This window comes from Aeromonas tecta, from assembly GCF_000820185.1.
GTDB lineage: Bacteria > Pseudomonadota > Gammaproteobacteria > Enterobacterales > Aeromonadaceae > Aeromonas > Aeromonas tecta.
The window spans coordinates 11727-37533 of the sequence record NZ_CDCA01000034.1 but is presented as its reverse complement, the minus strand read 5'-3'; the positions used below and the strand labels follow the sequence as shown (position 1 = coordinate 37533).

General features: G+C 62.1%; 28 protein-coding genes. 7 read left to right on the top strand and 21 right to left on the bottom strand.

Annotated elements, in window-relative coordinates; genetic code table 11:
• The first annotated feature begins 84 nt into the window (after positions 1-84).
• On the top strand, positions 85-984 hold the full coding sequence (locus tag BN1137_RS14145; RefSeq protein ID WP_050719232.1) for an acyltransferase: 900 nt from the start codon (positions 85-87) through the stop codon (positions 982-984).
• Between the two features lie 9 nt (positions 985-993).
• A complete protein-coding gene (locus BN1137_RS14140; RefSeq protein ID WP_050719231.1) occupies positions 994-1947 on the top strand; it encodes an acyltransferase in 954 nt (317 codons plus the stop codon).
• Here BN1137_RS14140 and BN1137_RS14135 read toward each other — a convergent pair.
• Positions 1893-2378: a 2-thiouracil desulfurase family protein gene (locus tag BN1137_RS14135; protein WP_050719230.1), complete on the bottom strand. Its 486-nt coding sequence runs from the start codon at positions 2376-2378 to the stop codon at positions 1893-1895. The two genes, BN1137_RS14140 and BN1137_RS14135, sit on opposite strands and share 55 nt — an antisense overlap.
• Positions 2375-3025 carry an NUDIX hydrolase gene (locus tag BN1137_RS14130; RefSeq protein WP_050719229.1) on the bottom strand — a complete coding sequence of 217 codons (651 nt, stop codon included), beginning with the start codon at positions 3023-3025 and terminating at the stop codon, positions 2375-2377. The genes BN1137_RS14135 and BN1137_RS14130 overlap by 4 nt, the downstream gene beginning before the upstream one ends.
• A 73-nt stretch (positions 3026-3098) precedes the next feature.
• Here BN1137_RS14130 and BN1137_RS14125 point away from each other — a divergent pair, with 73 nt between their 5' ends.
• Complete coding sequence (locus BN1137_RS14125) at positions 3099-3734, top strand: nicotinamidase (protein ID WP_050719228.1); 636 nt, start codon at positions 3099-3101, stop codon at positions 3732-3734.
• 101 nt (positions 3735-3835) lie between these two features.
• Positions 3836-5014: a nicotinate phosphoribosyltransferase gene (pncB, locus tag BN1137_RS14120; RefSeq protein WP_050719227.1), complete on the top strand. Its 1179-nt coding sequence runs from the start codon at positions 3836-3838 to the stop codon at positions 5012-5014.
• 75 nt (positions 5015-5089) lie between these two features.
• Here the strand turns inward: pncB and BN1137_RS14115 are convergent, their stop codons facing one another.
• The 9 genes from BN1137_RS14115 to rph form a co-directional block, all read right to left on the bottom strand.
• A complete protein-coding gene (locus tag BN1137_RS14115) occupies positions 5090-5698 on the bottom strand; it encodes a thiol:disulfide interchange protein DsbA/DsbL (protein ID WP_050719226.1) in 609 nt (202 codons plus the stop codon).
• A gap of 245 nt (positions 5699-5943) precedes the next feature.
• A complete protein-coding gene (locus tag BN1137_RS14110) occupies positions 5944-6933 on the bottom strand; it encodes a serine/threonine protein kinase (protein ID WP_050719225.1) in 990 nt (329 codons plus the stop codon).
• A gap of 85 nt (positions 6934-7018) precedes the next feature.
• Complete coding sequence (gene ccoG, locus BN1137_RS14105; RefSeq protein ID WP_050719224.1) at positions 7019-8467, bottom strand: cytochrome c oxidase accessory protein CcoG; 1449 nt, start codon at positions 8465-8467, stop codon at positions 7019-7021.
• A 196-nt stretch (positions 8468-8663) separates the two neighbouring features.
• Positions 8664-8927 (bottom strand): YihD family protein, encoded by a 264-nt coding sequence (locus BN1137_RS14100; RefSeq protein WP_050719223.1) that lies wholly within the window; start codon positions 8925-8927, stop codon positions 8664-8666.
• A 31-nt stretch (positions 8928-8958) separates the two neighbouring features.
• On the bottom strand, positions 8959-10113 hold the full coding sequence (locus tag BN1137_RS14095) for a GGDEF domain-containing protein (protein ID WP_198150651.1): 1155 nt from the start codon (positions 10111-10113) through the stop codon (positions 8959-8961).
• 215 nt (positions 10114-10328) lie between these two features.
• Positions 10329-10718 carry a Cu(I)-responsive transcriptional regulator gene (gene cueR / locus BN1137_RS14090; protein ID WP_050719221.1) on the bottom strand — a complete coding sequence of 130 codons (390 nt, stop codon included), beginning with the start codon at positions 10716-10718 and terminating at the stop codon, positions 10329-10331.
• A 10-nt stretch (positions 10719-10728) separates the two neighbouring features.
• Positions 10729-13140 carry a heavy metal translocating P-type ATPase gene (locus tag BN1137_RS14085; RefSeq protein ID WP_050719220.1) on the bottom strand — a complete coding sequence of 804 codons (2412 nt, stop codon included), beginning with the start codon at positions 13138-13140 and terminating at the stop codon, positions 10729-10731.
• 175 nt (positions 13141-13315) lie between these two features.
• A complete protein-coding gene (gene pyrE, locus BN1137_RS14080) occupies positions 13316-13969 on the bottom strand; it encodes an orotate phosphoribosyltransferase (protein ID WP_050719219.1) in 654 nt (217 codons plus the stop codon).
• Between the two features lie 79 nt (positions 13970-14048).
• Positions 14049-14765 carry a ribonuclease PH gene (gene rph / locus BN1137_RS14075; protein WP_050719218.1) on the bottom strand — a complete coding sequence of 239 codons (717 nt, stop codon included), beginning with the start codon at positions 14763-14765 and terminating at the stop codon, positions 14049-14051.
• A 146-nt stretch (positions 14766-14911) separates the two neighbouring features.
• Between rph and BN1137_RS14070 the strand changes: the two genes are divergently transcribed.
• Positions 14912-15775: a YicC/YloC family endoribonuclease gene (locus BN1137_RS14070; protein WP_050719217.1), complete on the top strand. Its 864-nt coding sequence runs from the start codon at positions 14912-14914 to the stop codon at positions 15773-15775.
• Positions 15776-15855: 80 nt separating this feature from the next.
• On the opposite strand, the gene BN1137_RS14065 is transcribed toward BN1137_RS14070, so the two are convergent.
• From BN1137_RS14065 to waaF, 3 genes are all read right to left on the bottom strand, one after another.
• Complete coding sequence (locus BN1137_RS14065; protein WP_050719216.1) at positions 15856-16389, bottom strand: tetratricopeptide repeat protein; 534 nt, start codon at positions 16387-16389, stop codon at positions 15856-15858.
• Positions 16390-16634: 245 nt separating this feature from the next.
• Entirely contained in the window at positions 16635-17906 is a 1272-nt protein-coding gene (gene waaA / locus BN1137_RS14060) for a lipid IV(A) 3-deoxy-D-manno-octulosonic acid transferase (RefSeq protein ID WP_050719215.1), read from the bottom strand.
• 1 nt (position 17907) lies between these two features.
• The gene (waaF, locus tag BN1137_RS14055; RefSeq protein WP_050719214.1) at positions 17908-19023 is read right to left on the bottom strand and encodes a lipopolysaccharide heptosyltransferase II; all 1116 of its coding nucleotides are present in this window, start codon (positions 19021-19023) and stop codon (positions 17908-17910) included.
• A gap of 229 nt (positions 19024-19252) precedes the next feature.
• On the opposite strand from waaF, the gene BN1137_RS14050 reads away from it, so the two are divergent.
• Positions 19253-20041, top strand: coding sequence for a glycosyltransferase family 2 protein (locus BN1137_RS14050; RefSeq protein ID WP_050719329.1), 789 nt, complete (start codon positions 19253-19255; stop codon positions 20039-20041).
• 122 nt (positions 20042-20163) lie between these two features.
• Here the strand turns inward: BN1137_RS14050 and BN1137_RS14045 are convergent, their stop codons facing one another.
• A complete protein-coding gene (locus BN1137_RS14045; RefSeq protein ID WP_050719213.1) occupies positions 20164-21207 on the bottom strand; it encodes a glycosyltransferase family 9 protein in 1044 nt (347 codons plus the stop codon).
• Between the two features lie 233 nt (positions 21208-21440).
• On the opposite strand from BN1137_RS14045, the gene coaD reads away from it, so the two are divergent.
• A complete protein-coding gene (coaD, locus tag BN1137_RS14040; protein WP_050719212.1) occupies positions 21441-21923 on the top strand; it encodes a pantetheine-phosphate adenylyltransferase in 483 nt (160 codons plus the stop codon).
• A gap of 73 nt (positions 21924-21996) precedes the next feature.
• On the opposite strand, the gene BN1137_RS14035 is transcribed toward coaD, so the two are convergent.
• From BN1137_RS14035 to radC, 6 genes are all read right to left on the bottom strand, one after another.
• Complete coding sequence (locus tag BN1137_RS14035; RefSeq protein ID WP_050719211.1) at positions 21997-22881, bottom strand: VirK/YbjX family protein; 885 nt, start codon at positions 22879-22881, stop codon at positions 21997-21999.
• A gap of 178 nt (positions 22882-23059) precedes the next feature.
• Positions 23060-23872, bottom strand: a complete 813-nt coding sequence (gene mutM, locus BN1137_RS14030) for a bifunctional DNA-formamidopyrimidine glycosylase/DNA-(apurinic or apyrimidinic site) lyase (protein WP_050719210.1) — start codon at positions 23870-23872, stop codon at positions 23060-23062.
• Positions 23873-23899: 27 nt separating this feature from the next.
• A complete protein-coding gene (locus tag BN1137_RS14025) occupies positions 23900-24355 on the bottom strand; it encodes a hypothetical protein (RefSeq protein WP_050719209.1) in 456 nt (151 codons plus the stop codon).
• Between the two features lie 90 nt (positions 24356-24445).
• Positions 24446-24613 carry a 50S ribosomal protein L33 gene (gene rpmG / locus BN1137_RS14020; protein ID WP_005323752.1) on the bottom strand — a complete coding sequence of 56 codons (168 nt, stop codon included), beginning with the start codon at positions 24611-24613 and terminating at the stop codon, positions 24446-24448.
• An 11-nt stretch (positions 24614-24624) separates the two neighbouring features.
• Complete coding sequence (gene rpmB, locus BN1137_RS22045) at positions 24625-24861, bottom strand: 50S ribosomal protein L28 (protein WP_005307492.1); 237 nt, start codon at positions 24859-24861, stop codon at positions 24625-24627.
• A gap of 139 nt (positions 24862-25000) precedes the next feature.
• Positions 25001-25675 carry a RadC family protein gene (radC, locus tag BN1137_RS14015; RefSeq protein ID WP_050719208.1) on the bottom strand — a complete coding sequence of 225 codons (675 nt, stop codon included), beginning with the start codon at positions 25673-25675 and terminating at the stop codon, positions 25001-25003.
• Positions 25676-25807: the final 132 nt, after the last annotated feature.

The window sequence follows — 25807 nt, the reverse complement described above, 5'->3', positions numbered from 1 at the left end:
GGTCTCGCGGCGCATCGGCTGATACTATGGCCACAGATCTGACCACTTGTTGGTCACCCACAGACAAGAAGACGGATTCGACTCATGCAAAACAAGCTGATAGAGCGGCTGCGTGGCAGCCTCTCGACCCTGCTCTATTTCTTCAACACCCTGTTCTGGTTTGTCCCCATCCTGCTGCTCGGCCTGGTCAAGCTGTTGCTGCCGCTCAAGGGCTGGCGCACCCTGTGCAACGCACTGCTGGACGGCTGTGCCAGCTGCTGGATTGGTTTCAACAACCTGATCCAGAAAGTCATCATCAGAACCCCTTTTGAGGTGGTCGGAGTGGACAAAGGGAGCCGGAATGAGTGGTATATGGTGATTGCCAACCATCAATCCTGGGTCGACATACTGGTATTACAGCGGATTTTTAATCAGAAAATCCCCTTCCTGAAGTTTTTCCTCAAGAAAGAACTGATTTGGGTACCTTTTCTCGGCCTGGCCTGGTGGGCGCTGGACTTCCCCTTCATGCGACGTTATTCCCGTAAATTTCTGGAAAAGCGCCCTCATCTGAAGGGAAAAGACATAGAAACGACGCGCAAGGCCTGTGCCAAGTTCCGCCACATTCCGGTGAGTGTGATGAACTTCGTCGAGGGCACCCGCTTCACCGCTCACAAGCATGACAAGCAGGCCGCGCCCTATCGCCATCTGCTGCACCCGAGGGCAGGCGGCGTCGCCTTTACCCTGGCGGCCATGGGGGATCAACTGCACAAACTGGTGGATGTGACCATCGCCTATCCGGGCGGTATTCCCAGTTATTGGGACTTCATGTGCGGGCGGGTCAAGGAGATCAAGGTTCGGGTGCGGTTTCTGCCGATCGAACGCAATCTGGTGGGGGATTACTTCAATGACCCCGAATTCCAACAAGAGTTTCAACAGTGGTTGAACGGGATCTGGCACGAGAAAGATCAGACCCTGAGCCAGCTGCTGGCGGACGAGACACAGTAAACGACGCCCATGCTAACCTTTCTGCCCGGCCCGCTGGTGATGTTCATCAGCGCCAGCCTGACCATATTGTTCATCATCCTGGTCTCCAGCCTGATCCTGCTGGTCTCCCTGCTCAAGCTGCTGCCGATCCCGGCCCTCAGCCGCGCCTGCAGCCACATCAACAACGGCATCATGCGTTTCTGGCTCGCCTGCAACGCCTTCGTCATCCGCCTCACCACCCGCATCGAGTGGCAGATCGAAGACGAGACCCGGCTGCGCAAGGATGGTTGGTACCTGATCGTCAGCAACCACATGAGCTGGACCGACATAGTGGTGCTGGGTCATCTGTTTCGGGACCGGCTGCCGGTGCCCAAGTTCTTCATGAAGCACGAGCTTATCTATATCCCGCTGATGGGACTGGCCTGCTGGGGGCTGGACATGCCCTTCATGCGCCGTTACTCGAGGGAGTTTTTACTGCGCAACCCGCACCTGCGGGGCCAGGACATAGAGACCACGCGCAAGGCCTGCGAGAAGTTTCGCCACATTCCCACCACCGTCATCAACTTCGTGGAAGGCACCCGCTTCACCGAGCCCAAGCGGGATGCGGTGCGCTCCCCCTATCGCCACCTGATGCCGCCCAAGGCGGCGGGGCTGGCCTTCACCCTGGCCGCCATGGGGGAGCAGTTCGACAGCCTGATCAACGTCACCATCAGTTACCCGGACAACAACGAGACGCCCTTCAAGGACTTCTTGATGGGGCGGATGAAGCGCATTCGGGTGCGCATCGAGGAGCTGCCGGTGGATGGGCAGCTGGTGGGGGATTACTTCAACGACAAGCAGTTCAAGCGCGGCTTCCAGCAGTGGCTGAACCAGCGCTGGCAGGAGAAAGACAAGACGCTGGCCCAGTGGCAGGAGGCCGATGCCCTGACTCAGGCGGCGGTAGAAGCCGCCAAGGCGAGCGCCGCGGCCAAGTCCGGCAACTGATCCTCAGAGAAGACCTGAATACCGTGACGGCGCAGCAGGGCCGTGGTCTTGCCCTCACCCGTTATGGAGGTGCCCTCGAAGCGGCCGTTGTAGATGCGGCCGCTGCCACAGGAGGGGCTGCCTTCTTTGAGCAGGGCGAAGCGAATGCCCTGGGCCTGGCAGCGTTGCAACGCCAGTTCGGCGCCGCGATCGAACTCGGCAGTCACATCCAAGCCGCTTGCAGTCACTACCCACTCACCCTGCCGCTCGGCAGGAGGGCGCGGGGTCGGCAGGCCGCCCGCCACCTCGGGGCAGAATGACAACACCCTGCCCTCGGCCCCCAGCACCTTCAACCAGTCGCTGACGATGCCCTTGCTCTGACCGTCGTAGCGCACCGGCTGCCCCAGCAGACAGGCGCTGACCAGCACCTTGGGTACACCGACCTGACTCATGCTTCCGCTCCGTGCATCACCTGATCGAACATCACGCAGCAGGGGCTCTCCAGCCGGTAGAGGATGGCGGGGCGTTGCTTGCCGGTGCGCTTGCGGCCGGTATCCACCAGGATGTCGGCACGGTGGATGCGCTTGCGAAAGGCTGCCGTATTCATAGGGGTTTGCAGCACTATCTCGAAGGCGCGCTGCACCTCGGAGAGGGTGAACTCGGGCCCCAGCAGTTGCAGTGGCAGGGTGCTGTAGCGGCTCTTGATGCGCAGCCGCTCCAGCCCCTTGGCAATGAGGTTCACATGATCGAAGGCGAGGCTGAGCCCCGGCAGGGCCGAGAGTGGCTGCCAGCAACCGCGCACCACCTCCACCTCGGGCTCCACCAGACAGAGATAAACCAGGGTGGTGGACCAACCGCGCGGATCCCGCTCCAGGTTGCCGAGGGTGCAGACCTGCTCGCTGTAGCAGTGGCCCAGCCCCCACTCCGCCAGCAGGCGATGACGAGCGGCGTCCAGATCCCGGTCCCGGGTCTCGTCGATGCGCAGGGCCGGCAGCTGCCAGCATTGGGCAAAGGGGGGACGATCGCGGGTCTCGAGAAGCAGCTCGAGCCGCTCCTCGTTCAACCGCAGCACCACCATATCCAGACTCATTCTCGGCATCTTGGTCGACCTGCTCGCCTTCTAATAATGTTTGGTAGATAATATCACAAGAATAGTATGTGCAGGAGCCATCATGGGAACCGTTGCCAGCCTGGATATTGATGCGCAGAAGGGGTTCACCCCGCTCTGCCCGAACGAACTGCCCGTCGTGGGCGGGGATGAGATAGTGGCTGCGCTCAACGCTCAGGCGGCCCTCGCCAGCCTGCGTATCGGCAGCAAGGATGCCCATCCCCGCAATGCCGCCTGGGTCGTCACCGATCCCGCCGGCATGCTGCTGCCGCTGGACATGCCCAATGCTGATCTCACCTGGCCGGCGCACTGCGTGCCGGGCACTGCGGGCTTCGAGCTGCTCGATGGCCTGCCCGCCCCCATCGATTACGACTTCTTCGTCTGGAAGGGGGTCGAGCCGGATCTGCATCCCTATGGTGCCTGCTTCCATGATCTCGCCGAGCGGCGCAGCACCGGGCTCATCGAGTTTCTGCAGGCCCGTGGCGTCGACACCCTGCTGGTCGGCGGCCTCGCCACCGACTACTGCGTCAAGACCAGCGTGTTGCAGCTGCGCCGCGCCGGTTTCAGGGTGATAGTGCACCTCGATGCCTGCCGTGGCATCGCCCCCGAGACCGTCGCCCAAGCCCACACCCAGATGACCGAGGCCGGGGCCGAGCTGGCCCAGACCCTGACCCACGTACAACGCCTGCTGGATGCCTGATATGTCTCCCATCCTCACCCGTCTCGTCGACATCGGCGCCTGCAAACTACCTAAGCAGCAGGAGTGCGCCCCCGCGCTCACCCGTCTGCGAGGAGTCTGATATGCCTCCCATTCTCAACAGCTTGCTCGACACCGACGCCTACAAACTGCACATGCAGCAGGCGGTGTTCCATCGCTATCCCGATGCCGAGGTGGTAGCCGAATTCCACAGCCGCAACGAGGAAGATCTGCTGCCCATGATGGGGGAGATCGAGGAGCAGCTGCGCCTCGCCGGCTCCCTGCGGCTCACCAAGTCCGAGCTTAACTTCCTGGCCGAGCGCCCCTTCTTTACCGCCGACTACCTGGATCACCTGCGCCGCAAGCCGCTGGACGCCTCACTATTGCGGGTGTTTGAGCAAGATGGCCGCATCAACGTCCGTGTAGAAGGCCCATGGCAGGACGTTATTTTGTGGGAGATCCCGGTACTCGCCATCATCAGCGAGATGCGCAACCGCTTCCGCTATCCCCAGTTTGGGGTGAGCCAGGCACTGACCCGGCTGGATCAGAAAATAGACAAGCTGGAGCTGACCCTGAGCCCAGCGGAAATGGAAGAGTTCAATCTTATCGACTTTGGCACCCGTCGCCGCTTCTCCCACGCGGTGCAGGACGCCGTGGTGGGCCGCCTCAAGGAGCGCCTGCCGGCGTTTCGTGGCACCAGCAACTACCAGTTGGCCCAGAAGTACGGACTGCCGGCGGTGGGCACCCAGGCCCATGAATGGTTCCAGGCCCACCAGCAACTCGGCTTCCCGCTCGAGCACAGCCAGCGCGCCGCCCTCACCAGCTGGCTGGACGAGTTCACCAACCACCTCGGCATCGCGCTGACCGATTGCATCACCATGGATGCCTTCTTGCGCGACTTCGACTTCGATCTCGCCAGCCGCTATCAGGGGCTGCGCCATGACTCCGGCGATCCCGTGGTGTGGGGGGAGAAGGCCATCAGCCACTATCAGCGGCTCGGCATCGATCCCACCGACAAGACGCTGGTGTTCTCCGACGGCCTCAACCTGGACAAGGCGGTGGAGCTGTTCCGCCACTTCCGCGGTCGCATCAACACCAGCTTCGGCATCGGCACCAAGCTCACCTGCGATCTGCCCGGCGTCAGCCCCATGAACATCGTGTTCAAGCTGATGGAGTGCAACGGCGGCCCGGTCGCCAAGATCTCCGACAGCCCGGGCAAGACCCTGTGCCGGGATGCGGACTTTATCCGCAACCTCAAGCAGGCGTTCCACGTCGGGGTCTGACCCCCGGCGAAACGATGCCAAACAAAAAGCCCGCCGGTTTGCACCGGCGGGCTTTTTTATAGACCTGGCTTAGGGTCAGTCTTTCTTGGCCAGCAGGAATTTCACCAGCTGGTTGAACTGCTCCTGGGAAGTAATGGATTCAATCTTCACCATGTACTTGCCATTGACCAGGAAGGCCGGCACACCGCGCACGTTGTAGCTCTCGGTGTTGCGGTCAAACTGGGAGACCATGCCGGAGACGGCGAAGCTGTCGACGGCGCCGTCGAACTCTTCGGCCGGCACGCCGTTATCCACGAAGACCTGCTTCACGTCAGCACGGCTCTGCGGCATCTGGCGCTGAGTGTGGATCTTGTCGAAGATGGCCGGAGTCAGCTTGTTTTCGACGTTCAACAGGTTGGCAACGGCGTAGGCGCGCTGCATCTCGGGACCCATCTCACGGCCCAGGAAGGCCACCGGGTTTTTCTTCATCGGCACGCCTTCCGGCAGGCTCTTCTTCAGATCCGCGGCAATCGGCTCGAACTTGGCGCAGTGCGGGCAGAAGTAGGAGAAGAACTCCAGCACCTCCGGTTGGGCACTGCCGGTCTGGCTGACCACGTCATAGTTGACGCCTTCCTTGAATTCCGGGGCGGCGTGAACCATGGGGATCATCAGCATGGCAGCGAGGAAAAATAGTACTTTTTTCATGACGTTTCCTGTTAAGGGATCACTGTGAGGCACGCCCGGCGAACCGAAGCAGTCCAAGCCTATTGTGTCCCCCCGCCAACGTCAATGACAAAGGCAGGACATGCAGTGCAAGGCATTGGTTGCGCCCCCCCGCCAACGTCAATGACAAAGGCGGGACATGCAGTGCAAGGCATTGGTTGTGTCCCCCCGCCAACGTCAATGACAAAGGCAGCGGCGGTGGACCGCCCTGCCCATCATTCAGGGCCTCACCAATTCGGCATCAGGCTCAGCGGCGGGGCCTTCAGGGCCTCCAACTGATCATGCAGGGTGGCTATCTGCTGGCGCCAGTAGTGGTCGGTGCCAAACCAGGGGAAGTGGCGGGGGAAGGCCGGATCTTCCCAGCGCCGGGCCAGCCAGGCCATGTAATGGACGATGCGCATGGCCCGCAGCGGTTCAATCAAGGCCAATTCCCTCGGATCAAACTCCATAAACTCCTCGTAACCGGCCAGCAGAGTATCGAGCTGGATCTGCTGCTCGTTGCGATCCCCCGACAGCAGCATCCACAAGTCCTGGATGGCGGGGCCGGTGCGGCAATCATCGAGGTCGACGAACATGGGGCCATCGCGCCACAGGATGTTGCCGGGATGGCAATCCCCGTGCAGGGAGATCTGCGCCACATCCAGGGTCATGGCGTCGCATACGTGGCGGATCAGCTCGTCCAGCACCCCGAAGAACTGCTTGGCCAGGCCGCTCGGCACCCATTCGCCGGCCGCCAGCAGCTGACGTGGCTCATGCAGCATGCTCTCCACATCCAACCTGACTCTGTGATGGAAAGGCCGACTGGCCCCAATCTGGTGGATACGGCCAAGGTAGCGCCCGACCCACTCCAGCTGATCCAGGTTATCCACCTCGAACTGGCGGCCACCCACGCTCTGCCAGATGGCGAAGGGGTAACCCTGATGCTCCAGCAGGGTTTCACCGGCGAAACTCAGCGGCGCCGCCACCGGGATCTCCGCCTCGTTGAGGCGGGCGGCAAAGCTGTGCTCCTCCAGGATCTGGGCCCGATCCCAGCGGCCGGGACGATAGAACTTCACCACGTAGCGGCGCCGATCCTCGTCCTGAAACTGGTAGACCCGGTTCTCGTAGCTGTTGAGTTCGAGCAGACCGGAATCGATGCGCAGGCCGCTGAGATCGATGGCATCCATGATGAGATCGGGATTGAGGTCGGAATAATTGAAACGCATGTCATCCACCATAAGAAAGGGGCGCTGTTGCGCCCCATTCTATCACTACTCACGCCCATGGCGGGTCAATGCACCCCGCCATTTGTCGCGCCTGTCATCACAACCGGCTGATAAACTTGCTAGCCTGGCGCAGGGAGCCCTTGCTGTCATCCTCTGCCGCCCCTTCCCGTTTGAGCACGAACTGGATATCCAGGGTCGGCTTCTTCAGGTTGAAGGGATCCACCGCCAGACTCACCGGCAGGCTGTAGATCTCGCCCGCCTTCAGGGTTACCTCGCGGGGGCCGAACCACTGGTGTTCCGGTAAGCCTTCCACGTCCAGCTGGTAGCGCTGGGGCTGCAGGGTCTTGTTGAGGATCTTGAGGGTATAGGTGTTCTCAATCAGCCCCTCGCTGTTCTCCCGGAACAACTGGTTGCGATCCCGCAGTATGTCGAGCCCCATCGGCATGATGGACATGGCGTTGTAGACGAAAACCCCCAGCATGATCACCATCACCAGGCCGTAGCCGAGCAGCTTGGGCCGCGCTACATGGGTGCTGTTGTGAGCCAGCTTGTGCTCGGTGGTGTAGCTGATGAGCCCCTTGGGATAGCCCATCCGATCCATGGTCTGGTCACAGGCGTCGACGCAGGCACCGCAGTTGATGCACTCGTACTGCAGGCCATCGCGGATGTCGATACCGGTCGGGCAGACCTGTACGCACAGATCACAGTCGATGCAGTCCCCCAGTCCCAGCGCCTTGGGATCGGCCTTGCGGCCACGGGGACCGCGCGTCTCGCCACGCTTGGCGTCATAGCCGACGATGTAGGTGTCCTTGTCGAACATGGCGGACTGGAAGCGGGCGTAGGGGCACATGTGGATGCACATGATGGCGCGCATCCAGCCGGCGTTGCCGTAGGTACAGGCGGCGAAGAACAGCACCCAGAAGATGACCCAGCCGCCCGCCGCCAGGGTGAAGAACTCGGGCACCAGCTGGTACACATCCTGGAAGTAGGCGACGAAGGTGAGACCTGTCCCCAGCGACAGCAGCAACCAGGCCAGATGCTTGGCCCCCTTGCGCGCCAGCTTTTCACCACTCCAGGGGGCTTCATCCAGCTTGCGGCGCTTGTTGGCCGAGCCTTCCAGCTTCTCCTCGAACCAGATGAACATGAAGGTCCACACCGTCTGCGGGCAGAGATAGCCACACCAGACCCGGCCGAGGAAGGTGGTCACGAAGAAGAGGGCGAAGGCGGCGATCATGAAGACCCAGGCCAGCAGGGTCAGATCCTGCGGCCAGATGGTGGCACCGAAGATGTGGAACTGCTGATGTTCGAGGTCGAACAGCACGGCCTGGCGACCGTCGTAGCGCAGCCAGGGCAAGGCCACGAAGAGCACCACGAAGAACCAGCCCATGGCCTTGCGCATCCGCTGCCAGTAGCCGGTCTGGGCCCTCACATAGATGCGGTTGCCGGGATTGAACCTGTCGCCGCCGGCCTTGAAGGTGTTGGGGTTGTAAGTCCCGGTGACATCGCCGGTGACATCCTTGATATCGATCTTGTCCTGGTCGGCCATTACAACACATCGCTCCACTTATATTGTTATGAAGCAGATTATATCTTAAACAACCTGCTAATTGTGTGGGTTAAATGTATCTATAGTTCGAGTGTTGTCGCATTTTCAGCTAACAAAAAGAGCCCATCGTCAGTTGACTATGGGCTCTTTTTAGAGATTCCTTTGAAAACCATCAGGCTTCCCGCAGGAGCAACCTTTACTTGATGCCACGGGCCTTGAGCAGGGCTTCCTTGAAGTCGGGCACATGATCCTTGGCCAGCCCCGGGATCATCTCCTGCTTGCCGGATTCCCGCATCTTGAGGTGGTAGATCAGCATGTCGTCGGTCAGCTCGGACAGGGCGCCGTCATAACCGGCTTCTGCCGCCAGTTTGGCGACAAATTGCACCAGGCTGAGATCCTGTTCCTTGATCCAGGCGGGCTGCAGCAGCTCCAGCAGCTCTTCGATACGATGACATTGCATAGACGACCTCTTTAAATCTGTCATGTGAAACTCAGGCAACCTTACCCATCAAGGCTACTTCGATACGATCCCGCCCATTATGCTTGGCCTGATAGAGGGCTGCATCCGCTTTTTGGATAAGCTCCGCAATGGAGAGGCTCGGATCCGGCACCAGGGTCGCCACCCCGAAACTGCAACTGACCCGGGCGGAGACCAGGGATTGCTGATGGGGAATGCTCAAACCACGCAGGGCCATGCGCACCTGCTCGGCGATCTGGATGGCCCCCTGCAAACTGGTACAGGGCAGCAGCAGCGCGAACTCCTCCCCGCCATAGCGAGCCGCCAGATCGTCTTCGCGCCGCAACACCTCGGCCAGAAGCGCCGCCACCTGCTGCAGGCATTCGTCCCCGAGCTGATGACCATAGCGATCGTTGAACTGCTTGAAGTAATCCACATCCACCAGCACCAGAGAGAGCGGTGCCTGGGCCCGGTGACAACGGCGCCAGGCACGGGCAAGGCAGTCGTCGAGGTGAGCACGGTTGGCGATGCCGGTCAGCCCGTCCAGCCGGGAGGTAAGTTTGAGGTGCTCGGATACCACCTTGAGCTCGGCCACCAGATCGGCATTGGCGAAGCGGTGATAAAGAGATGCCACCTGATCCCGTCTCAGACGGCGCAGCAGGGTCGGCAGAAACACGAACAGATAGCCCGCCAGCATGCAGGAGACGATGCGCTCCTGCTCGTTGCCGCCACCGAGTTCGAACAGCATGGCGAGCCCGAGTGGCAACACGGCGCCATAGAGGGCACGGCGGCTGCCGAACAGCATGATGGCGCTGCCGGTGAGGATCAGGCTGGTGAGCATCATCATGGCGGCACGATAGGTGTCGGGCAGCTTGTCCATGTAGAGCAGCACCCCGAGCGCCCAGAGGATGGAGGTGATGGTCACCCCGATGAACAGCTCGCGCTCCAACATGGCCAACGGGATCTGAGCCAGCCTTGGCTGTCGCCAGCGCAGATGCCACCAGCGTCCGAGCAGCAGCAGGAAGAGCAATCCCAGCCAGCCAAGCGCCTCCCCGGCCGGCAGATAGTCGTGAAACAGCAGGCTCCAGCCGAGCGCCAACAGCGCCAGACAAGGCAGGCTAAATGAGGCATGGGCATAAAGTTGGGCCATGATGGCTTGCTGCACCTGGCGTGTGACACTCTGGGTCAACTGCATACTCCCTGTACAAGAGCCGAGCAGTTTAGCATTCCCCCTTCCTGGCCAACAATCAATCACCCTCTATTAAGCTGCCGCTCAGTCGCACGCCGACATGACAACCGCGAGCCAGATACCATGCCTCAACACCGATGAGTCTAGGGTGCGGCGATGCACAGCCCCCTGGTCAATTGCTCCAACTCGTCCAGCATCGGGAGCACGCGGGGTTCTTAACCGCGCTCCAGCTCGTCCAGGATGGGACATTCCGGACTCGCGTCCCCGTGGCAGCAGCCTACCACCTCCTCGAGGGAGGCCAGCATGGCCTGCAGGCCCGCGATGCGGGTGCGCAGATCCACGATTTTCTCCTGCGCCAGCTTCTTCACCTGGGCACTGGTCCTGTGCTCATCCCGATAGAGCGCCAGCAGCTCCTGGCACTCTTCCAGATTGAAACCGGTCTCCCGCGCTCGCTTGACGAAGCGCAGCTCCCGCAGGGCCCCTTCATGGTAGCTGCGGTAGCCGTTATCGCTGCGCACCGGCGGCGAGATGAGGCCGATGCTCTCGTAGTAGCGGATGGTCTTGGCGGTCAGTCCCGTCGCCTTGGCAACCTTGCTGATGTTCATCTGTGCCTCCTTAATGGTGCGAGTGAGTGCTGGCATGGGAAGCCGCCTTGGGCTGCCAGCGTTTCAGTAATAACGAGTTGCTGAGAACGGTGATGCTGCTCAGGGCCATGGCCGCGCCCGCCAGCTCGGGGCTGAGGTAGCCAAAGGCGGCCAGCGGAATGCCGATGATGTTGAACACGAAGGCCCAGAACAGGTTCTGCTGTATGGTACGCCAGGTCGCCGCCGAGATGTCGATGGCGTCGGCCACCAGCCGCGGATCCGATCGCATGAGCGTGATGGAGGCGGTCTCCATCGCCACATCCGAGCCCGAGCCCATGGCGATCCCCACATCCGCTGCCGCCAGCGCCGGGGCGTCGTTCACCCCGTCCCCGACCATGGCCACCAGACCGTCAACCTGGCTACGCAGCGCCTCGACCTTCTCCACCTTGCCGGCCGGCAGCACGGAGTCGAAGGCCCCGTCCAGTCCCAGCTTGGCGGCGATATGCGCCACCGGTGCTGGCGCATCACCGCTCACCAGCCAGCTGGCGATGCCACGCTGACGCAGGGTGGCGATGGCCGCCGGGCTCTCTGGCCTCAGGGTATCGGCCAGGGCGGCGATGCCGACTGCAACACCGTCGATGGCCACCCAGACCCGGGTCGCACCATCATTGCCTGACTCGGCATTCGGCTCGGCTGGCGCCGGCATGGGGATACCGAGGGACGTCAGCAGGGATGGGTTGCCGATGGCGACGCTGTGACCCGCGACCTTGCCGAGGATACCGGCGCCGACTCGCACCTCCACCTTATCTGGCTGTGGCAGGCTGGCACCTTGAACGGCCTCGCGCATCGCCAGCGCCAGCGGGTGTTCACTCGCCTGTTGCAGGGCGGCGGCCAGGCGCAGTTGCTCGTCGTTGCCGCTCCAGCTCGCCAGTACAGGGCGACCCTGGGTGAGGGTGCCGGTCTTGTCGAAGATCAGTGCCTTGATGCCGTGGGCCTTTTGCAGGGTGTCCACGTCTTTGATCAGGATACCGTGACGGGCCGCCACCCCGGTGCCAGTAACGATGGCGGCCGGCGTGGCCAGCCCAAGGGCGCAAGGACAGGCGATGACCAGCACGGCTACTGCCGCCAGCAGGGCCTGACCGAAATCATTGGTGATGGCGTACCACACCAGCAGGGTAAACAGGGCGATGACCATCACCACCGGTACGAACACGGCGGAGACCCTGTCCACCAGCTGTTGCAGCGGGGCCTTGCCCATCTGGGCGTTCTCCACCAGGGCGATGATCTTGCTGAGGCTGGAATCCTCCCCCACTGTGGTGGCTTCGATCTCCAGCACGCCGGAGCGGTTGATGGCACCGCCCAGCACGTTATCACCCGGGGTGCGCAGCACCGGCAGGCTCTCGCCGGTGAGGATGGATTCATCCAGTTCGCTCTCGCCGCTGACTATCTTGCCATCCACCGGCACCCGCTCACCGACCAGCACCCGCAGCCTGTCGCCGCGCAGCACTTCATCGACGGAGAGGCTCTGCCACTCCCCCCCGCGCCAGACGGTGGCGCTCTCCGGGCGCAGGGCCATCAGCTCGCGAATGGCGGACTGGGTACTGCGCCGGGCCCGTGCCTCCAGCAATTTACCGAGCGAGATCAAAGTGATGATGATGGCGCTCGCCTCGAAGTAGAGCTTGCCGCTGGCGGCCATGCCCAAGGTCGCCAACAGATAGAGGCTGTAGAAGTAGGCGGCACTGGTGCCGGTGGCGACCAGCACGTCCATGTTGGCGGAGCGGTTCTTGAGGGCGAGCCAGGCACCGCGATAGAAGCGGGCCCCAATCCAGAACTGTACCGGGGTGGCGAGCACCAGCTCCAGCCAGGCAGGCAGATGCCAGGGTAGCAGCCCCGCCATGGCCAACATCCCTACCAGCAGCGGCAGGGTCAGCAGGGCCGAGATGCTGACCTGCACCAGCGCCTTGTGGGCGGCGGCGGATTCTTGCTCTTCCCGAGCCAGCAGTTGCTGGCGGCGGGCGCTGGCACTGCCTTGTGCCAGCTGGGCGCCGAAGCCGAGCGCTTCAATCTGCTCGCGCAGGGAAGCCGGACTCTGCACGCCGGGCACCTGGGTGATGCGGGCCTGCTCGAGGGAGAAGTTCACATCCGCCGCGATGACCCCCGGCAATGCGCTCAGCATCTTGTTTAGCCGAGCCGAACAACCGGCGCAGGTCATGCCAGTAATTTGAAACAACAGCGTCTCTTCACCGTAATCGTAACCCTGGGATTTGATGCTCTCCAGCACCGCCGGCAGCTGGGAATCCTGGTTCAGCTCAATGGCCGCCTGCTCCAGCGCGAAGTTGACGGTGGCTTCGACCCCATCGAGTTTGTTGAGAGCGGTGGTGATCCGGCTGGCGCAGTTGGCGCAGCTCATGCCGCTGATGGGAAGTTGAATGTGCATGGTCATAACAATGCTCCTCAAGATTGACCCGCAAACATTAACCTTTACTGTAAGGGTAAGCTCAAGCGCCTGTCTGCACTTTTTTGTGCAAATAAAATACGGCGCCTATTGGCGCCGTTGATCCGAGCGGTACATACCGCTCCCTTTTCCCCTCGCGGGAGAAGAGGCGGGAATCAGGTCGTCAGATCCCGTACTGGGCGCGATAGGCCTGCATGGCCGCCAGCTGCTCGGCCAGCTCGGGGCGCTCTGCCTGCTGCTCTTCCAGATAGGCGATGAGATCCGCCATCTGGATGATGGCGATGATGTGGGCACCGTAGTCGCGCTCCACTTCCTGAATGGCGGAGAGTTCACCCTTGCCCTTCTCCTGGCGATCCAGGGCGATCAGCACCCCGGCCAGGGAGGCGCCATTGGCCTGGATCAGGTCCATGGACTCGCGGATGGCGGTACCGGCGGTGATGACATCATCCACCAGCATGATGCGCCCCTTGAGCGGGCTGCCCACCAGGTTGCCGCCCTCGCCGTGATCCTTGGCTTCCTTGCGGTTGAAGCACCAGGGCACGTCCACGTCGTGTTGCTCCACCAGTTGCACCGCGGTGGCGGAGGCGATGGGGATGCCCTTGTAGGCCGGGCCAAACAGCACGTCGAACTCGATACCGGCATCCATCAGAGCGGCGGCATAGAAGCGGCCGAGGCGGGCCAGATCGCGACCGCTGTTGAACAGACCGGCGTTGAAGAAGTAGGGGCTCTTGCGGCCGGACTTCAGGGTGAATTCACCGAATTTGAGGACCTGTTTCTCCAGGGCGAACTCGATAAATTGACGCTGGTAGGCTTTCATTCTGGCTCCTTGCATGTCTCGTCTTGGTGTGGGGTAAAACCGGGGTATAAAAAACGCGGCCAATGCCGCGTTTTTAAAATCAGGAGAGTGACTGCTTCTGCAGCGCGATGATGTCATCGATGCCGCCCTTGGCGAGCGCCAGCATGGCCAGCAGCTCCTCATGGGTGAAGGGCTCGCCCTCGGCAGTGCCCTGCACCTCGATGATGCGGCCGTCTTCGGTCATCACCACGTTCATGTCGGTCTCGGCGGCGGAGTCTTCGAGGTACTCCAGATCGCAGATGGCTTCGCCCTGGAAGATACCGACGGAGACCGCCGCGATCATGTGTTTGAGCGGGCTCTGTTTGAGCATGCCTTTCTCGACCATCCAGTTCAGCGCATCCACCAGCGCCACGCAGGCACCGGTGATGGCGGCGGTGCGGGTGCCACCGTCGGCCTGCAGCACGTCGCAGTCTACCGTGATGGAGTGCTCACCCAGCGCGGTCAGGTCCACGGCGGCGCGCAGGGAGCGGGCGATCAGGCGGGAGATCTCCAGGGTACGGCCACTCTGCTTGCCGGCGGCGGCTTCACGGTTCATGCGGGAATGGGTGGAGCGCGGCAGCATGCCGTACTCGGCGGTGACCCAACCCTGGCCCTTGCCCTTCAGGAAGCGCGGCACGCTGGTGTCGACGCTGGCGGTGCACAGTACGCGGGTGCTGCCGAACTCCACCAACACAGATCCTTCCGCATGCTTGGTGAAGTTGCGGGTAATGGTAACCGGGCGCACTTGCGCGGCACTGCGATCGCTGGGACGTGACATGGGATGGCTCTCTGGGCTGGCTGAATTGGCGCAGGAGTATAAGTGATCCCAGCCCAAATATCAGCCGCTAAAACCGAGGCCGCGGCTGACGGGGGGAGCCCGGCTGGGTATACTGGCCCCACACTTCATCAAGCCCGGAACAATCAATGATTCACAGCATGACCGCCTACGCCCGCAAGGAATTCAAGGGTGACTGGGGCACAGCCGTTTGGGAAATTCGTTCGGTTAACCAGCGCTATCTGGAAACCTACATCCGACTGCCGGAGCAACTGCGCAGCCTGGAGCCGGTCCTGCGTGAGCGTTTCCGCGCCAAGCTGCAGCGCGGCAAGGTGGAGTGCAACCTGCGATTCGAAGCGGCCCAGGCCGCCGCCAGCCAGCTGCACATCAATGAAGATCTCGCCAAACTCATCATCGACGGCGCCAACTGGGTGATGAAAGAGGCCGGTCAGGGTCAACTCAACCCGGTCGACGTGCTGCGCTGGCCTGGCGTCATGGCCGCCGCCGAACAGGACATGGATGCGGTCGCCACCGAACTGATGGGCGGTTTCGATCTGACCATGGAGGACTTCCTCGCCTCCCGCGCCAGCGAAGGCACCAACCTCAAGGCCCTGATCCAGCAGCGTCTGGACGGTATTCAGGCGGAAGTGAAGAAGGTGCGCGTGCACCTGCCGCAGATCATCGAGTGGCAGCGTCAGAAGCTCACCGACCGCCTGGCCGAGGCCAAGGTCGAGCTGGATCCCGCCCGCATCGAGCAGGAGATCGTGCTGCTGGCTCAGAAGATCGACGTGGCCGAAGAGCTGGATCGCCTCGAGATGCACATCAGCGAGACCATCAAGATCATGAAGAAAGGGGGCGCCTGTGGCCGCCGCCTCGACTTCATGATGCAGGAGTTCAACCGCGAGTCAAACACGCTCGGCTCCAAGTCCATCAACGCCGAAGTGACCCAATCCGCCGTCGAGCTGAAGGTCCTCATCGAGCAGATGCGCGAGCAGATCCAGAACATCGAGTGATCCCGTTCTGTTGCTGAACTGATTGAAAAAGCCCTTGCTAGCAAGGGCTTTTTTGTTGTCGTTTAACGGGTGAACGGGACTCATCCGCCAAGCAGGAAGCTGGATTTCGCTTTCTCCGGCTGGGGCGCGGCCTTCAGTGCGGCGGTCAGATCCTGCGCCTCTTCGCACTGACCACACAGCCCCTGCAGGATCTGCAGCTGCTGCTGGGCTTTCTCGCGCTCGCCATTTTGCAGATAGGCTTCGCCAAGGTATTCGTGGGCGCCGCGGTGTTTCGGGTCGATCTTCAACGCCTTGTCGTAATAGGGGAAGGCTTCTGACAGACGGCCGGACTTGCGGGCCACGTAACCCGACCAGTTCCACACATCGGCCGAGCCGGCCGCATCCTGGCGCAGATCTCGCAGCAGCGTTTCGGCCTGTTGCCACTGCTGTGCGGCAACCAACTGCTCGACCCGCTGCAACTGCCGCTGTGTGGTGGATGAACTGGCGCCGCCGCCCACGCTGTTGTTGCCGCTGCTGCTACTTCCTCCACCACTGCTCCCCCCGCCCCCCGCCGCCAGCGCCAGCCCGCTCATGAGGCAGAGGACGCCCGCTAACACTATTTTCATGGCTTTCATGACTCGCCTCCATTACCTGACTATCGGGATCCCAACACGCTGTGAGACCTCTCTTCAGCCTAGATAAGGGTCGGCCACCCCGCCCGGGGATCGCATACAAGATAAACCGCTAGCACGGCCGGAGAGGCCATCGCGTCATGGCCGTCGTCATGATGCGAACAGGAGTAAGTGTTAGAGCAGGAGGATGGCGTGAAATACGAGTCAGCAAAACAAGGCGAGGCCGACGGCTTGCCGGCCCCGCTGTTTCAGTCGTTTTCCAGGCTGGCGAGGCAGTGGGACAGGGTGCGAGCCAGCGCGCCCTGATTGCGCAGCACCACGGCGCGAGCCTGCTCGCCCATCTGGCGGCGAGCACCGGCATCGCTGAACAGTCTGCTGACGCTGTTGCCCAGCGCGGCGGCGTCCTCCACCACGGCGGCGCCACCCTGAGCCACCAGCTGGCGGGTGATATCACTGAAGTTGAAGTAGGCAGGGCCGGTGAGGCAGGGCTTGCCGAGCGCCGCCGGCTCCAACAGGTTGTGACCACCGACTGGCACCAAGCTGCCGCCGACGAAGGCCAAGTCCGCCGCCGCCAACATCAGCGGCAGCTCGCCCATGGTGTCGCCGAGATAGACCTGGTCGCTCCCCTTGAGCGGTTCGCCCTGATGGCGAGAGCGGCGCACGCAGCCGTAGGGGGCACACAACTCGGCCACCCGCTCGAAGCGCTCCGGGTGGCGCGGCACCAGCATCAGCAGCGCCTCGGGATGAGTGCGCAGCACCAGATCGAAGGCGGCCAGCACCTGCTCGTCTTCACCCTGATGGGTGCTGGCGGCGATCCAGACCGGTCTCGCCTTCCCCAGCATCTGGCGCAGGCTGTGGCCCTTGACCAGCAGCTCGTCGCCGAGCTGAATGTCGAACTTGATGGAGCCGGTCACCGCCAGACGCTCACGGCCGATGCCGAGGCGATGGAAGCGATCCGCGTCGTCCTGATGCTGACAGAGCAAGTGGGTCAGCGGCCGACTGAGGGCATCGAAGGCCCCCTGGAAGCGGGCATAGCGACTACAGGAGCGCTCGGAGAGCCGGGCGTTGAGGATGGTCACCGGCAGGTGGCGTGCCTCGCAGGCCGCCAGCCAGTTTGGCCACAGTTCGGTCTCCATCACCCAGAGGGCACGCGGCTGGAAGGTTTTCAGGAAGGCGGCGATCGCCCAGGGATAATCGAGCGGCGCGTAGCGATGCACCACCAGCTCCCCCAGTTTCTCGGCCTGCTCGGCACCGGTGCGGGTGGTGGTGGTGAGCAGGATCGGCAAGTCCGGTCGCTCGGCCTTGAGGGCGCGAATAAAGGGGCTGATCGCCAGGGTTTCCCCCACGCTGACCGCGTGGATCCAGAGCGGCGCCTCCTGGCCACTGGCCGGGGCCCGACCCAGATGCTCGGCCCAGCGCGCACCAAAGCCCGGCTTGCCCTTCTTTGGCCGATAGAGCGCCAGCAGCGCCAGCGGCAAGCCTAAGTGGATCAGCAGGTTATAGAGCAGCCGATAGAGCATGTTATTGCGGCTCCGGGCGCTTGCTCGCATCGGCAACGAAGCGAGGTGGATCCACCGGTTGCAGCGCAATCGTCAGATCGGTCGGCTCGCTGCGCTCCAGCCGCTTGCCAGCCTCGATGACCTGTTCCGGCATCAGCTCGATCAGGCACTTGAGGTGGCCGAACTTGCAGGTGCGCTTGAAGCAGGGGCGGCACTCGATGTCGGTGTGCACTATCTCGACTCTGTCCGCCAGCGGCGGCGTGTAGAGCGGCGAGGTGGAGCCATAGACGCCGATCAGCGGCCGGTTGAGGGCGGCGGCGACGTGCATCAGCCCAGAGTCGTTGGCGATGACCCGACCGGCCAGCGCCATCAGATCGATCGCCTCGTGCAGGCTGGTCTTGCCCGCCAACACGTGGCAATTCGGGCGCGACAGCGGATTGATCCGATCGCGAATGGTATTGGCCACCGGCACGTCCTTGCCGGAGCCGAAGATCCACACCTGCCAACCCTCATCCAGATGCTTCTGCGCCACCACGGCGTAGTGCCCTTCCGGCCAGCGTTTGGCCGGGCCGAACTCGGCCCCGGGGCAGAGCACCAGCACCGGGCGAGCGCGATCCAGCCCGAGCCGCTCCAGCGCCTTGTCCTGATTGATGAGATCCACGTGCAGGGACGGATGGGGAATGGTCGGAATGTCGGCCCGGCTCTTCATCTGCGCCTTGGGGTAGGCCAGCGCCAGATAGGCTTCCACCATCAATGGGAAGGCCTGTTTGTTGCTGCGCATGTCGTTGAGCAGACCGAAGCGGTGCTCACCCTTCCAGCCGGTGCGTACCGGGATCCTGGCGAACCAGGGGATCAGCGCCGACTTCATGGAGTTCGGCTGGATGATCGCCTGATCGTATTGCTCGGCGGCCAGCTGCTTGCCGAGCCGACGACGGGCGCCCAGCTTGAAGTCGCCGTGGCCGAGCGGCATCGGGATGGCCTTGTCCACCTCGGGCATCCGCTCCAGCAGCGCCACGCACCAGGCTGGCGCCATCACATGCAGCTTGCTGTCCGGGTGATTGGCCTTGATCGCCTTGTAGAGGCTCTGGGACATCACCATGTCGCCGACCCAGGAGGGGCCGATCACCAATATCTTCATCTCACGCGTCTCTTGGGCCAAGCCCTGCGGTTAATCGTTGCTGATCGAGATTATGCCCCAAGAATTGTCGGATAAATAACAGAAGATCCCCGACAATCCCCTTGCCGCGCACAAATAAGGAATGCGTGACCCCTGCGTCGGCCCCATGCTCCGACCACGGTTTTAGGCTAGAATGGGCGCCAATCTGAGCATGGCCCGCCTGCCGGGCGCCAACAAGAGCCCTGAACCCGTGAAAAAACCGACTCTGGCGGCCGTCCTGATCGTCAAGAATGAAGCCGACAACCTGCGCGCCTGCCTCGCCTCCCTCGGCGATCTGGTGGACGAAATCGTCATCCTCGACTCCGGCAGCCAGGACGAGACCCCGAGTATCGCCGCCGAATTCGGCGCCCGCTTCTTCGTCAACAAAGAGTGGCCGGGCTTTGGCCGTCAACGTCGCCTCGCTCAGTCCCATGTCCAGTCACAATGGGTGCTGTGGCTGGATGCAGACGAGCGACTCACCCCCGAGCTCAAAGCGGCCATCACCACCGTCATGGCCAATCCGGCCAAGGACACCATCTACTCCCTGCCACGCCTCTCCTGGGTGTTCGGTCGCTTCATCCGCCACAGCGGCTGGTATCCGGATCGGGTGCTGCGGCTCTATCCCAAGGCGCTGACCGGCTACAACGAGGCGCTGGTGCATGAGAAGGTGGAGGTGCGCGCCAACATGCAGATCGTCAACCTCCATGGTGACCTGCTGCACTTCACCTACCGGGATCTGGAACACTATCTGGTGAAGTCCGCCGGTTACGCCAGGGCCTGGGCCGATCAGCGCACCGCCCGTGGCAAGAAGGGCTCCCTCGGTCAGGGGCTGGTGCATGCGCTCGGCTGCTTCCTGAAGATGTACCTGCTCAAGGCCGGTTTCCTCGACGGCAAGCAGGGGCTCTTGCTCGCCATTCTCTCGGCTCACTCCACCTTCGTGAAGTACGCCGATCTCTGGATCCGCCAGCAGCCCAAGGCGCCGGATCAGCAGGGCCAGTGACCCAGGCGTGGGACCGAGGCAACCACAGCGCCCTGAGAACCCCAACAACGCCGGATCGGATTAGCGATTAATCCTGCCTGACATAAAAAAACAGGGCCCATAACGGGCCCTGTTTGCATTTATCAGCGTTTTATTTGCCAGAACGGCGATGCCCAGCGCGCGATCGCCGCCGCCATGGTCTTGGGATCGAGCTGACTCATGTCCTCCGGATGATCGCTGTCTTCCGGCGGACTGAACGCCAGGTGGCGGCCCTCGCTGTTGAGCGGGCGCCAGCGCAGCGGGGTGGCAGAGCGGTGCGCCGGGAAGAAGCCGATGGTCGGCACATCCAGTGCCGCCGCTATATGCAGCGGCCCGGTGCTGCCTGCCACGAACAGGGCGGCATTGGCCATCACCTGGCAAAACTTCGGCAAGCCTTCGTCGGAGCGGTAGATCCAGCCGTTGCCGCCGTGGGCCAGCAGTTCGGCCGCCAGCTGCTCGGCCTTGCCCTCCTCCCCCGGCCCGGCCGTCAGCACGCACTGCAACTCGGGGCAGGCCTGGTTGAGCTTGATGATGAGGCGGGCATATTGCTCGATGGAGAGGTTGTTGGCCGAGCCACCGCTGCCGGCATGCACCATCAGCCAGGGGCGGCTGGCGTCCAGCTTCAGCCGGGTGGCCACCTGCTCGCGCACCTGCGCCAAGCACTGCTCATCAAAGCTGAGGTAGGGGCCCTTAGGCTCCACCACGCTCAGCTGCTGGTCGGCGAGGAAGCGGCGGATCAGATCCAGGTTGTACTCATATTCCGGCTTCTGGGAGCGGGAGCGACGCTGGATCAGACGCTGGTTGTAGAGCACCTGAGCCAGCTTGGTGGCCGGTGCCAGCCGGTAAGGGATATGCGCCTTCCACACCAGCATGGCGTTGCGGGAGTTGGAGAAGAGGCAGATGGCGGCATCGAAGGCGGCAGCCTTGATGCGGGCCTGCAAGGCACGTTGCTGTTCTTTGTCGGCACGGGTACCCGGATCCAGGATGATCTCGTCAATCCAGGGACAGAGGCGGGCCAGCGGCGCCGTGTAGGCAGGCACCAGGGCAGTCACATGACAATCCATGGAGCCCTTGAGCATGGCAAAACTCGGCCAGGCCAGCATGAAGTCACCAATCTTGTCATTGCGTACTACCAGAATGCGTTTCATAAGAAATCCCTTTGCTTCCTGTCACCAATGCAGGAAGACTCGATGCGCGGTGCCGGTATTCTTGCCTGATGCCGGGCTATTCTCAAGCGATGCCGTGCGTTGCCGCCGATTTGAATCACCAGGATTGGCCTCTCGCGCCAGGTTTCGTACAGAAACTGCCGCCACCCGGTCGCGGCGACCCCTCAACAGACCCTATAATGCGACCCACTTTCCCGGTTGCAGGAATCAGCAGCATGACCAACAAGGTAATCTACCCAGGCACCTTCGACCCCATCACCAACGGCCATACCGACTTGATCGAGCGCGCCGCCAAGCTGTTTGATGAGGTGGTGGTCGGGGTGGCCAACAGCCCGAGCAAGAAGCCGTTGTTCGACTTGGCAGAGCGCGTCCTGCTTGCCCAGCAGGTGACGGCGCACCTGCCCAACGTCAAGGTGGTCGGCTTCTCCGGCCTGTTGGTGGATTTCGCCAGAGATCAGCAAGCCAACGTGCTGATCCGCGGCCTGCGCGCCGTCTCCGACTTCGAGTACGAGTTCCAGCTCGCCAACATGAACCGGCACCTGATGCCGGAGCTGGAGAGCGTCTTCCTCACCCCGTCGGCGGAGAACTCCTTCATCTCCTCGACCCTGGTGAAAGAGGTCGCCCTGCACGGTGGCGACATTCGCCAGTTCGTCTCTCCCCTGGTCGCCCAGGCCATCGCCGCCAAGCAAGGCAAGTGATCAAAACAGGCTACCCGAGGGTAGCCTGTTTGCCGATTGGCTCGTAACGTTGGCCCCTATCACGACCTTGCGTTCAAGCCTCTTGCTGACCTGGGGGTAGCGCCTGCCGACAAGCCAGCTTGAGCTGATCGAGCCACTCATAGCGGCGCCGATACATGGCGCGCTTCTTGGCGGCGATCTCCTCCAGCGGTTTGCGCACCGCCGGCTGTAGCCGCACGAAGTTGGCATCCTGCGAGAGCGCCCCGAACTCCTGCCACAGCTCGTCGTAGTCCGCCTGCAAACAGGCCCGCTTCTTGTTGCTGTAGCGCTTGGCCTGGAAGATGTGCGCCTTCATCCGCACCGCCGAGACATGATGGGCTCCCATCGCCTCGGCCAGCGCCATCACCAGCATCACCACCAGCGACTTGGGCCTCAGGCCATGACCGGCCTTGGTCAGCGCCCGCACCTGCTCCTGAGGCTCGGCCACACAAGGCTCGGGTCCCTGCACCGAGCCGATTACCAGCGCCAACTCGTCGTTGCAACGCGCCAGCGAGAAGGCGCAGCTGTAGAGCCGCTCACCCCGCTCGTTGACGATGGAGAGCGCCAGCTCTGCCTCGCGGCGAAAGGTGCCATCGTGGCGCAGCACGATGCGATAGTCATGGCTTGGGTAACGGCCCAGCTCGATGCCCTCCCCCAGGTAGAGCGGATCGATGAGGTGCGGGTAACGGGCCAGCAGCAGCCGATAGTGATCTTCCACCATGGCGGCGCGCTGACTCACGGTGGAGCAGGCGAAGCGATAGGGCCGCATCGGCTTGTCGAGCAGCTCGGGATAATGAGCTGGCAGGGCCTTGAGCGGCTCAGCCTGGAACAGCTCGAACACCCGGCTCAGCTGCGACCGGTAGAGCAGGCTGCGCAGCACAAACTTGCCGCGATTGAAGGTTTTGCGGGCGCTGCCCTCCGGATAGAGGTAGCAGGCCATTTTTTGGGCACAATAGTGCCCCTGCCGGGACAAATGATCCCAGTCTATTGATTTCGTTGTCATTTTATTATCTCGTCTCGCCTGAACGGACGGAATAGTAGTAATGGACGGTCAAATCTTCAACAGACTGGAAATACTCCCTTACAACTTGACTCTCTTCACCCCCGAATAGGTAGGATCAGCGCTGACAATGGGAGCAGAACACTGTGGTGCGTTGCCCCAGCCGTATCTCGCTCAGCAGGGTGTGGCAGTGATAGCAGGGCTGACCGCCGCGGCCATAAACCTGCAACTGCTGCACGAAATAGCCCGGTTTGCCGTCGGCGCTGGTGAAATCCTTGAGGGTGGTTCCCCCCTGCACGATGGCGGCCGCCAGCACCCGCTTGATCTCGGCCACCAGGGTAGCCAGTCGCTCGGCGCTGATGTTGCCCGCCGCCCGCTTGGGGTGAATGCCGGCGGCGTAGAGCGCCTCATTGGCGTAGATGTTGCCCACCCCGACCACCACATGATTATCCATCAGGAAGGTCTTGATGGGGGTGCTGCGCCCCTTGGCCCGCCCTTGCAGGTAGTCGGCGCTGAAGGCATCGGTGAGCGGCTCCGGGCCGAGCTTGGCCAGCAGCGCATGGGCCTCGGCCGGTTCACGGGTCCACAGCAGGGCGCCGAAACGGCGCGGATCGTTGAGCCGCAGCAGCTTGCCGTTGGCGAGCTCGATGTCCACGTGATCGTGTTTCTCGGTCGGGGTGCCGATATCCAGCACCCGCAGGCTGCCGGACATGCCCAGATGCAGGATGGCGGTGCCGAAATCGGTCTCCAGCAGCAGGTATTTGGCGCGGCGGCTAACCCGGTTGATGTGCAGATCCACCAGCTCCTGGATCTCGCCCGGCACCGGCCAGCGCAGGCGCCCGTCGCGCACCACCACCCGGGTCACCTTGATGCCGGTGAGCCAGGGAGAGATACCCTGGCGGCTGACTTCGACTTCCGGTAATTCAGGCATAAGTGGTCCTCGGGCTAACAGAGTGGATCAGGGGGTTGGCCGCAACAGGCTGCGGTACTGCTCGGGGCTCAGCGCGAGCCAGGTCGAGGGGGGCAGCAGGGCCGCGAATTTGCCGCTGTCCTGATAGAGCCCTATCTCGACGGGATCGCGGTGACCGGCGACCCATATCTTGAGGGTGACCGGGGTGCCGCGCACCGGCTGACCTGGCGCCAGCAGCCAGCTCTGCCAGGCCTCGATGTGGGCCGCCAGCTGGTCGCTGCTCAGCCCCAGATCCGGCCCGCTGCGCCAGCCCTGGCCGATGCGCTCGATCTGCCAGCTCGGCCCCTGCCAGGTCAGCACCACGGCGGACTCCGGCAGCAGAGGACGCGGCCGCTTGGCGCTGTTCTCCTGCTGGGCCAGCTCCATCCGGTGCAGCAACGTGATCACGATCAGCACCACCACTATGATCACGTTGTTCCAGCCTTTACGGCTCAATTTAAACATGAAAGATCTCCCTTCGCAGCGGCAGTGTACTGAATTGCGGCCATAAAAAAACCCGGCACTAGGCCGGGTTTTTGAGACAAATTCAAGTGATTACTTGATTTTGCCTTCTTTGTAGATCACATGCTGACGAATAACGGGATCAAATTTCTTGATCTCCATTTTTTCGGGCATGGTGCGCTTGTTCTTGGTAGTGGTATAGAAGTGACCAGTACCGGCGCTGGAGTTCAGACGAATCTTATCGCGAATACCTTTAGCCATGATCTAATTCCTTATACCTTAACGCCGCTGGCACGCAGTTCAGCCAGAACCACTTCAACGCCGCGCTTGTCGATGATACGCATGCCTTTTGCGGATACGCGCAGGCTCACGAAGCGTTTTTCACTCTCAACCCAAAAACGGTGAGTGTGCAGGTTCGGCAGGAAACGACGCTTGGTCGCGTTGTTAGCGTGCGAACGGTTGTTACCAACTGCCGGGCGCTTGCCGGTTACTTGGCATACTCTAGACATGTCAGTCTCTCCAAATCTTACTTCATTATTGCTCGAGCAAATATCTGCCCCGCTGGCCTTCGATTGCGGGGCAAACAGAAGGCGGCATTTTATACAGCATCCGTGATCAAAGATCAACTAATACAGTGCCAGAGCCCAGTCATAACCAACCACGCTCAGCAAAAGAAACCGTGATGCCGTCACCGATCACCAAGTGATCCAGCACTCTGATATCGATCAGGGCCAAGGCGGCCAAGATCCGATCCGTGATCTGGCGGTCGGCCCGACTGGGCTCGGCTACGCCGGACGGGTGATTATGCGCCAGAATCACGGCGGCTGCATTATGTTTGAGCGCGATCTGCACGATTTCTCTGGGCCAGACGCTTGCCGAATCCAGGGTTCCGTAGAAAAGTTCAACAAATTGAATGACTCTGTGCTGGTTATCCAACAACAGCATAGCGAACACCTCCCGCGGCCTGTCCCGCAGTTGGGCCTGCAGATAATCCCGGGTCAGCTGGGGTGAGGTGAGGGCATCACCCCGTTGCAACTGCTCGGCCAGATGGCGCTTGCCCATCTCCAGCACCGCCTGCAATTGGGCATACTTGGCGGGCCCCAGCCCGTGGGCGTTGCAGAAACTGTGTTGCTCGGCGCCGAGCAGGGCGCGCAGCGAGCCAAATTGCTGCAACAGCTGGCGGGAGAGGTCCACCGCACTCAGGCCGTTGACCCCGGTGCGCAGAAAAATAGCCAGCAATTCCGCATCGGACAACACCTCTGCCCCGCGCCGCAGCAGCTTCTCCCTTGGGCGTTCATCCTCTGGCCACTCCTTGATGCTCATTTGTCTCTCCCTTTCAGTTATTGAGAGAAAACATAGCAAAAAATCGCGGGAGCCCGAGCACAACTCCCCCATGTCAGCCTCTGTCGTCGCCCGTCGCCTGTGCTATCTTAGCCGACCAGTCAGAGTGAGTCG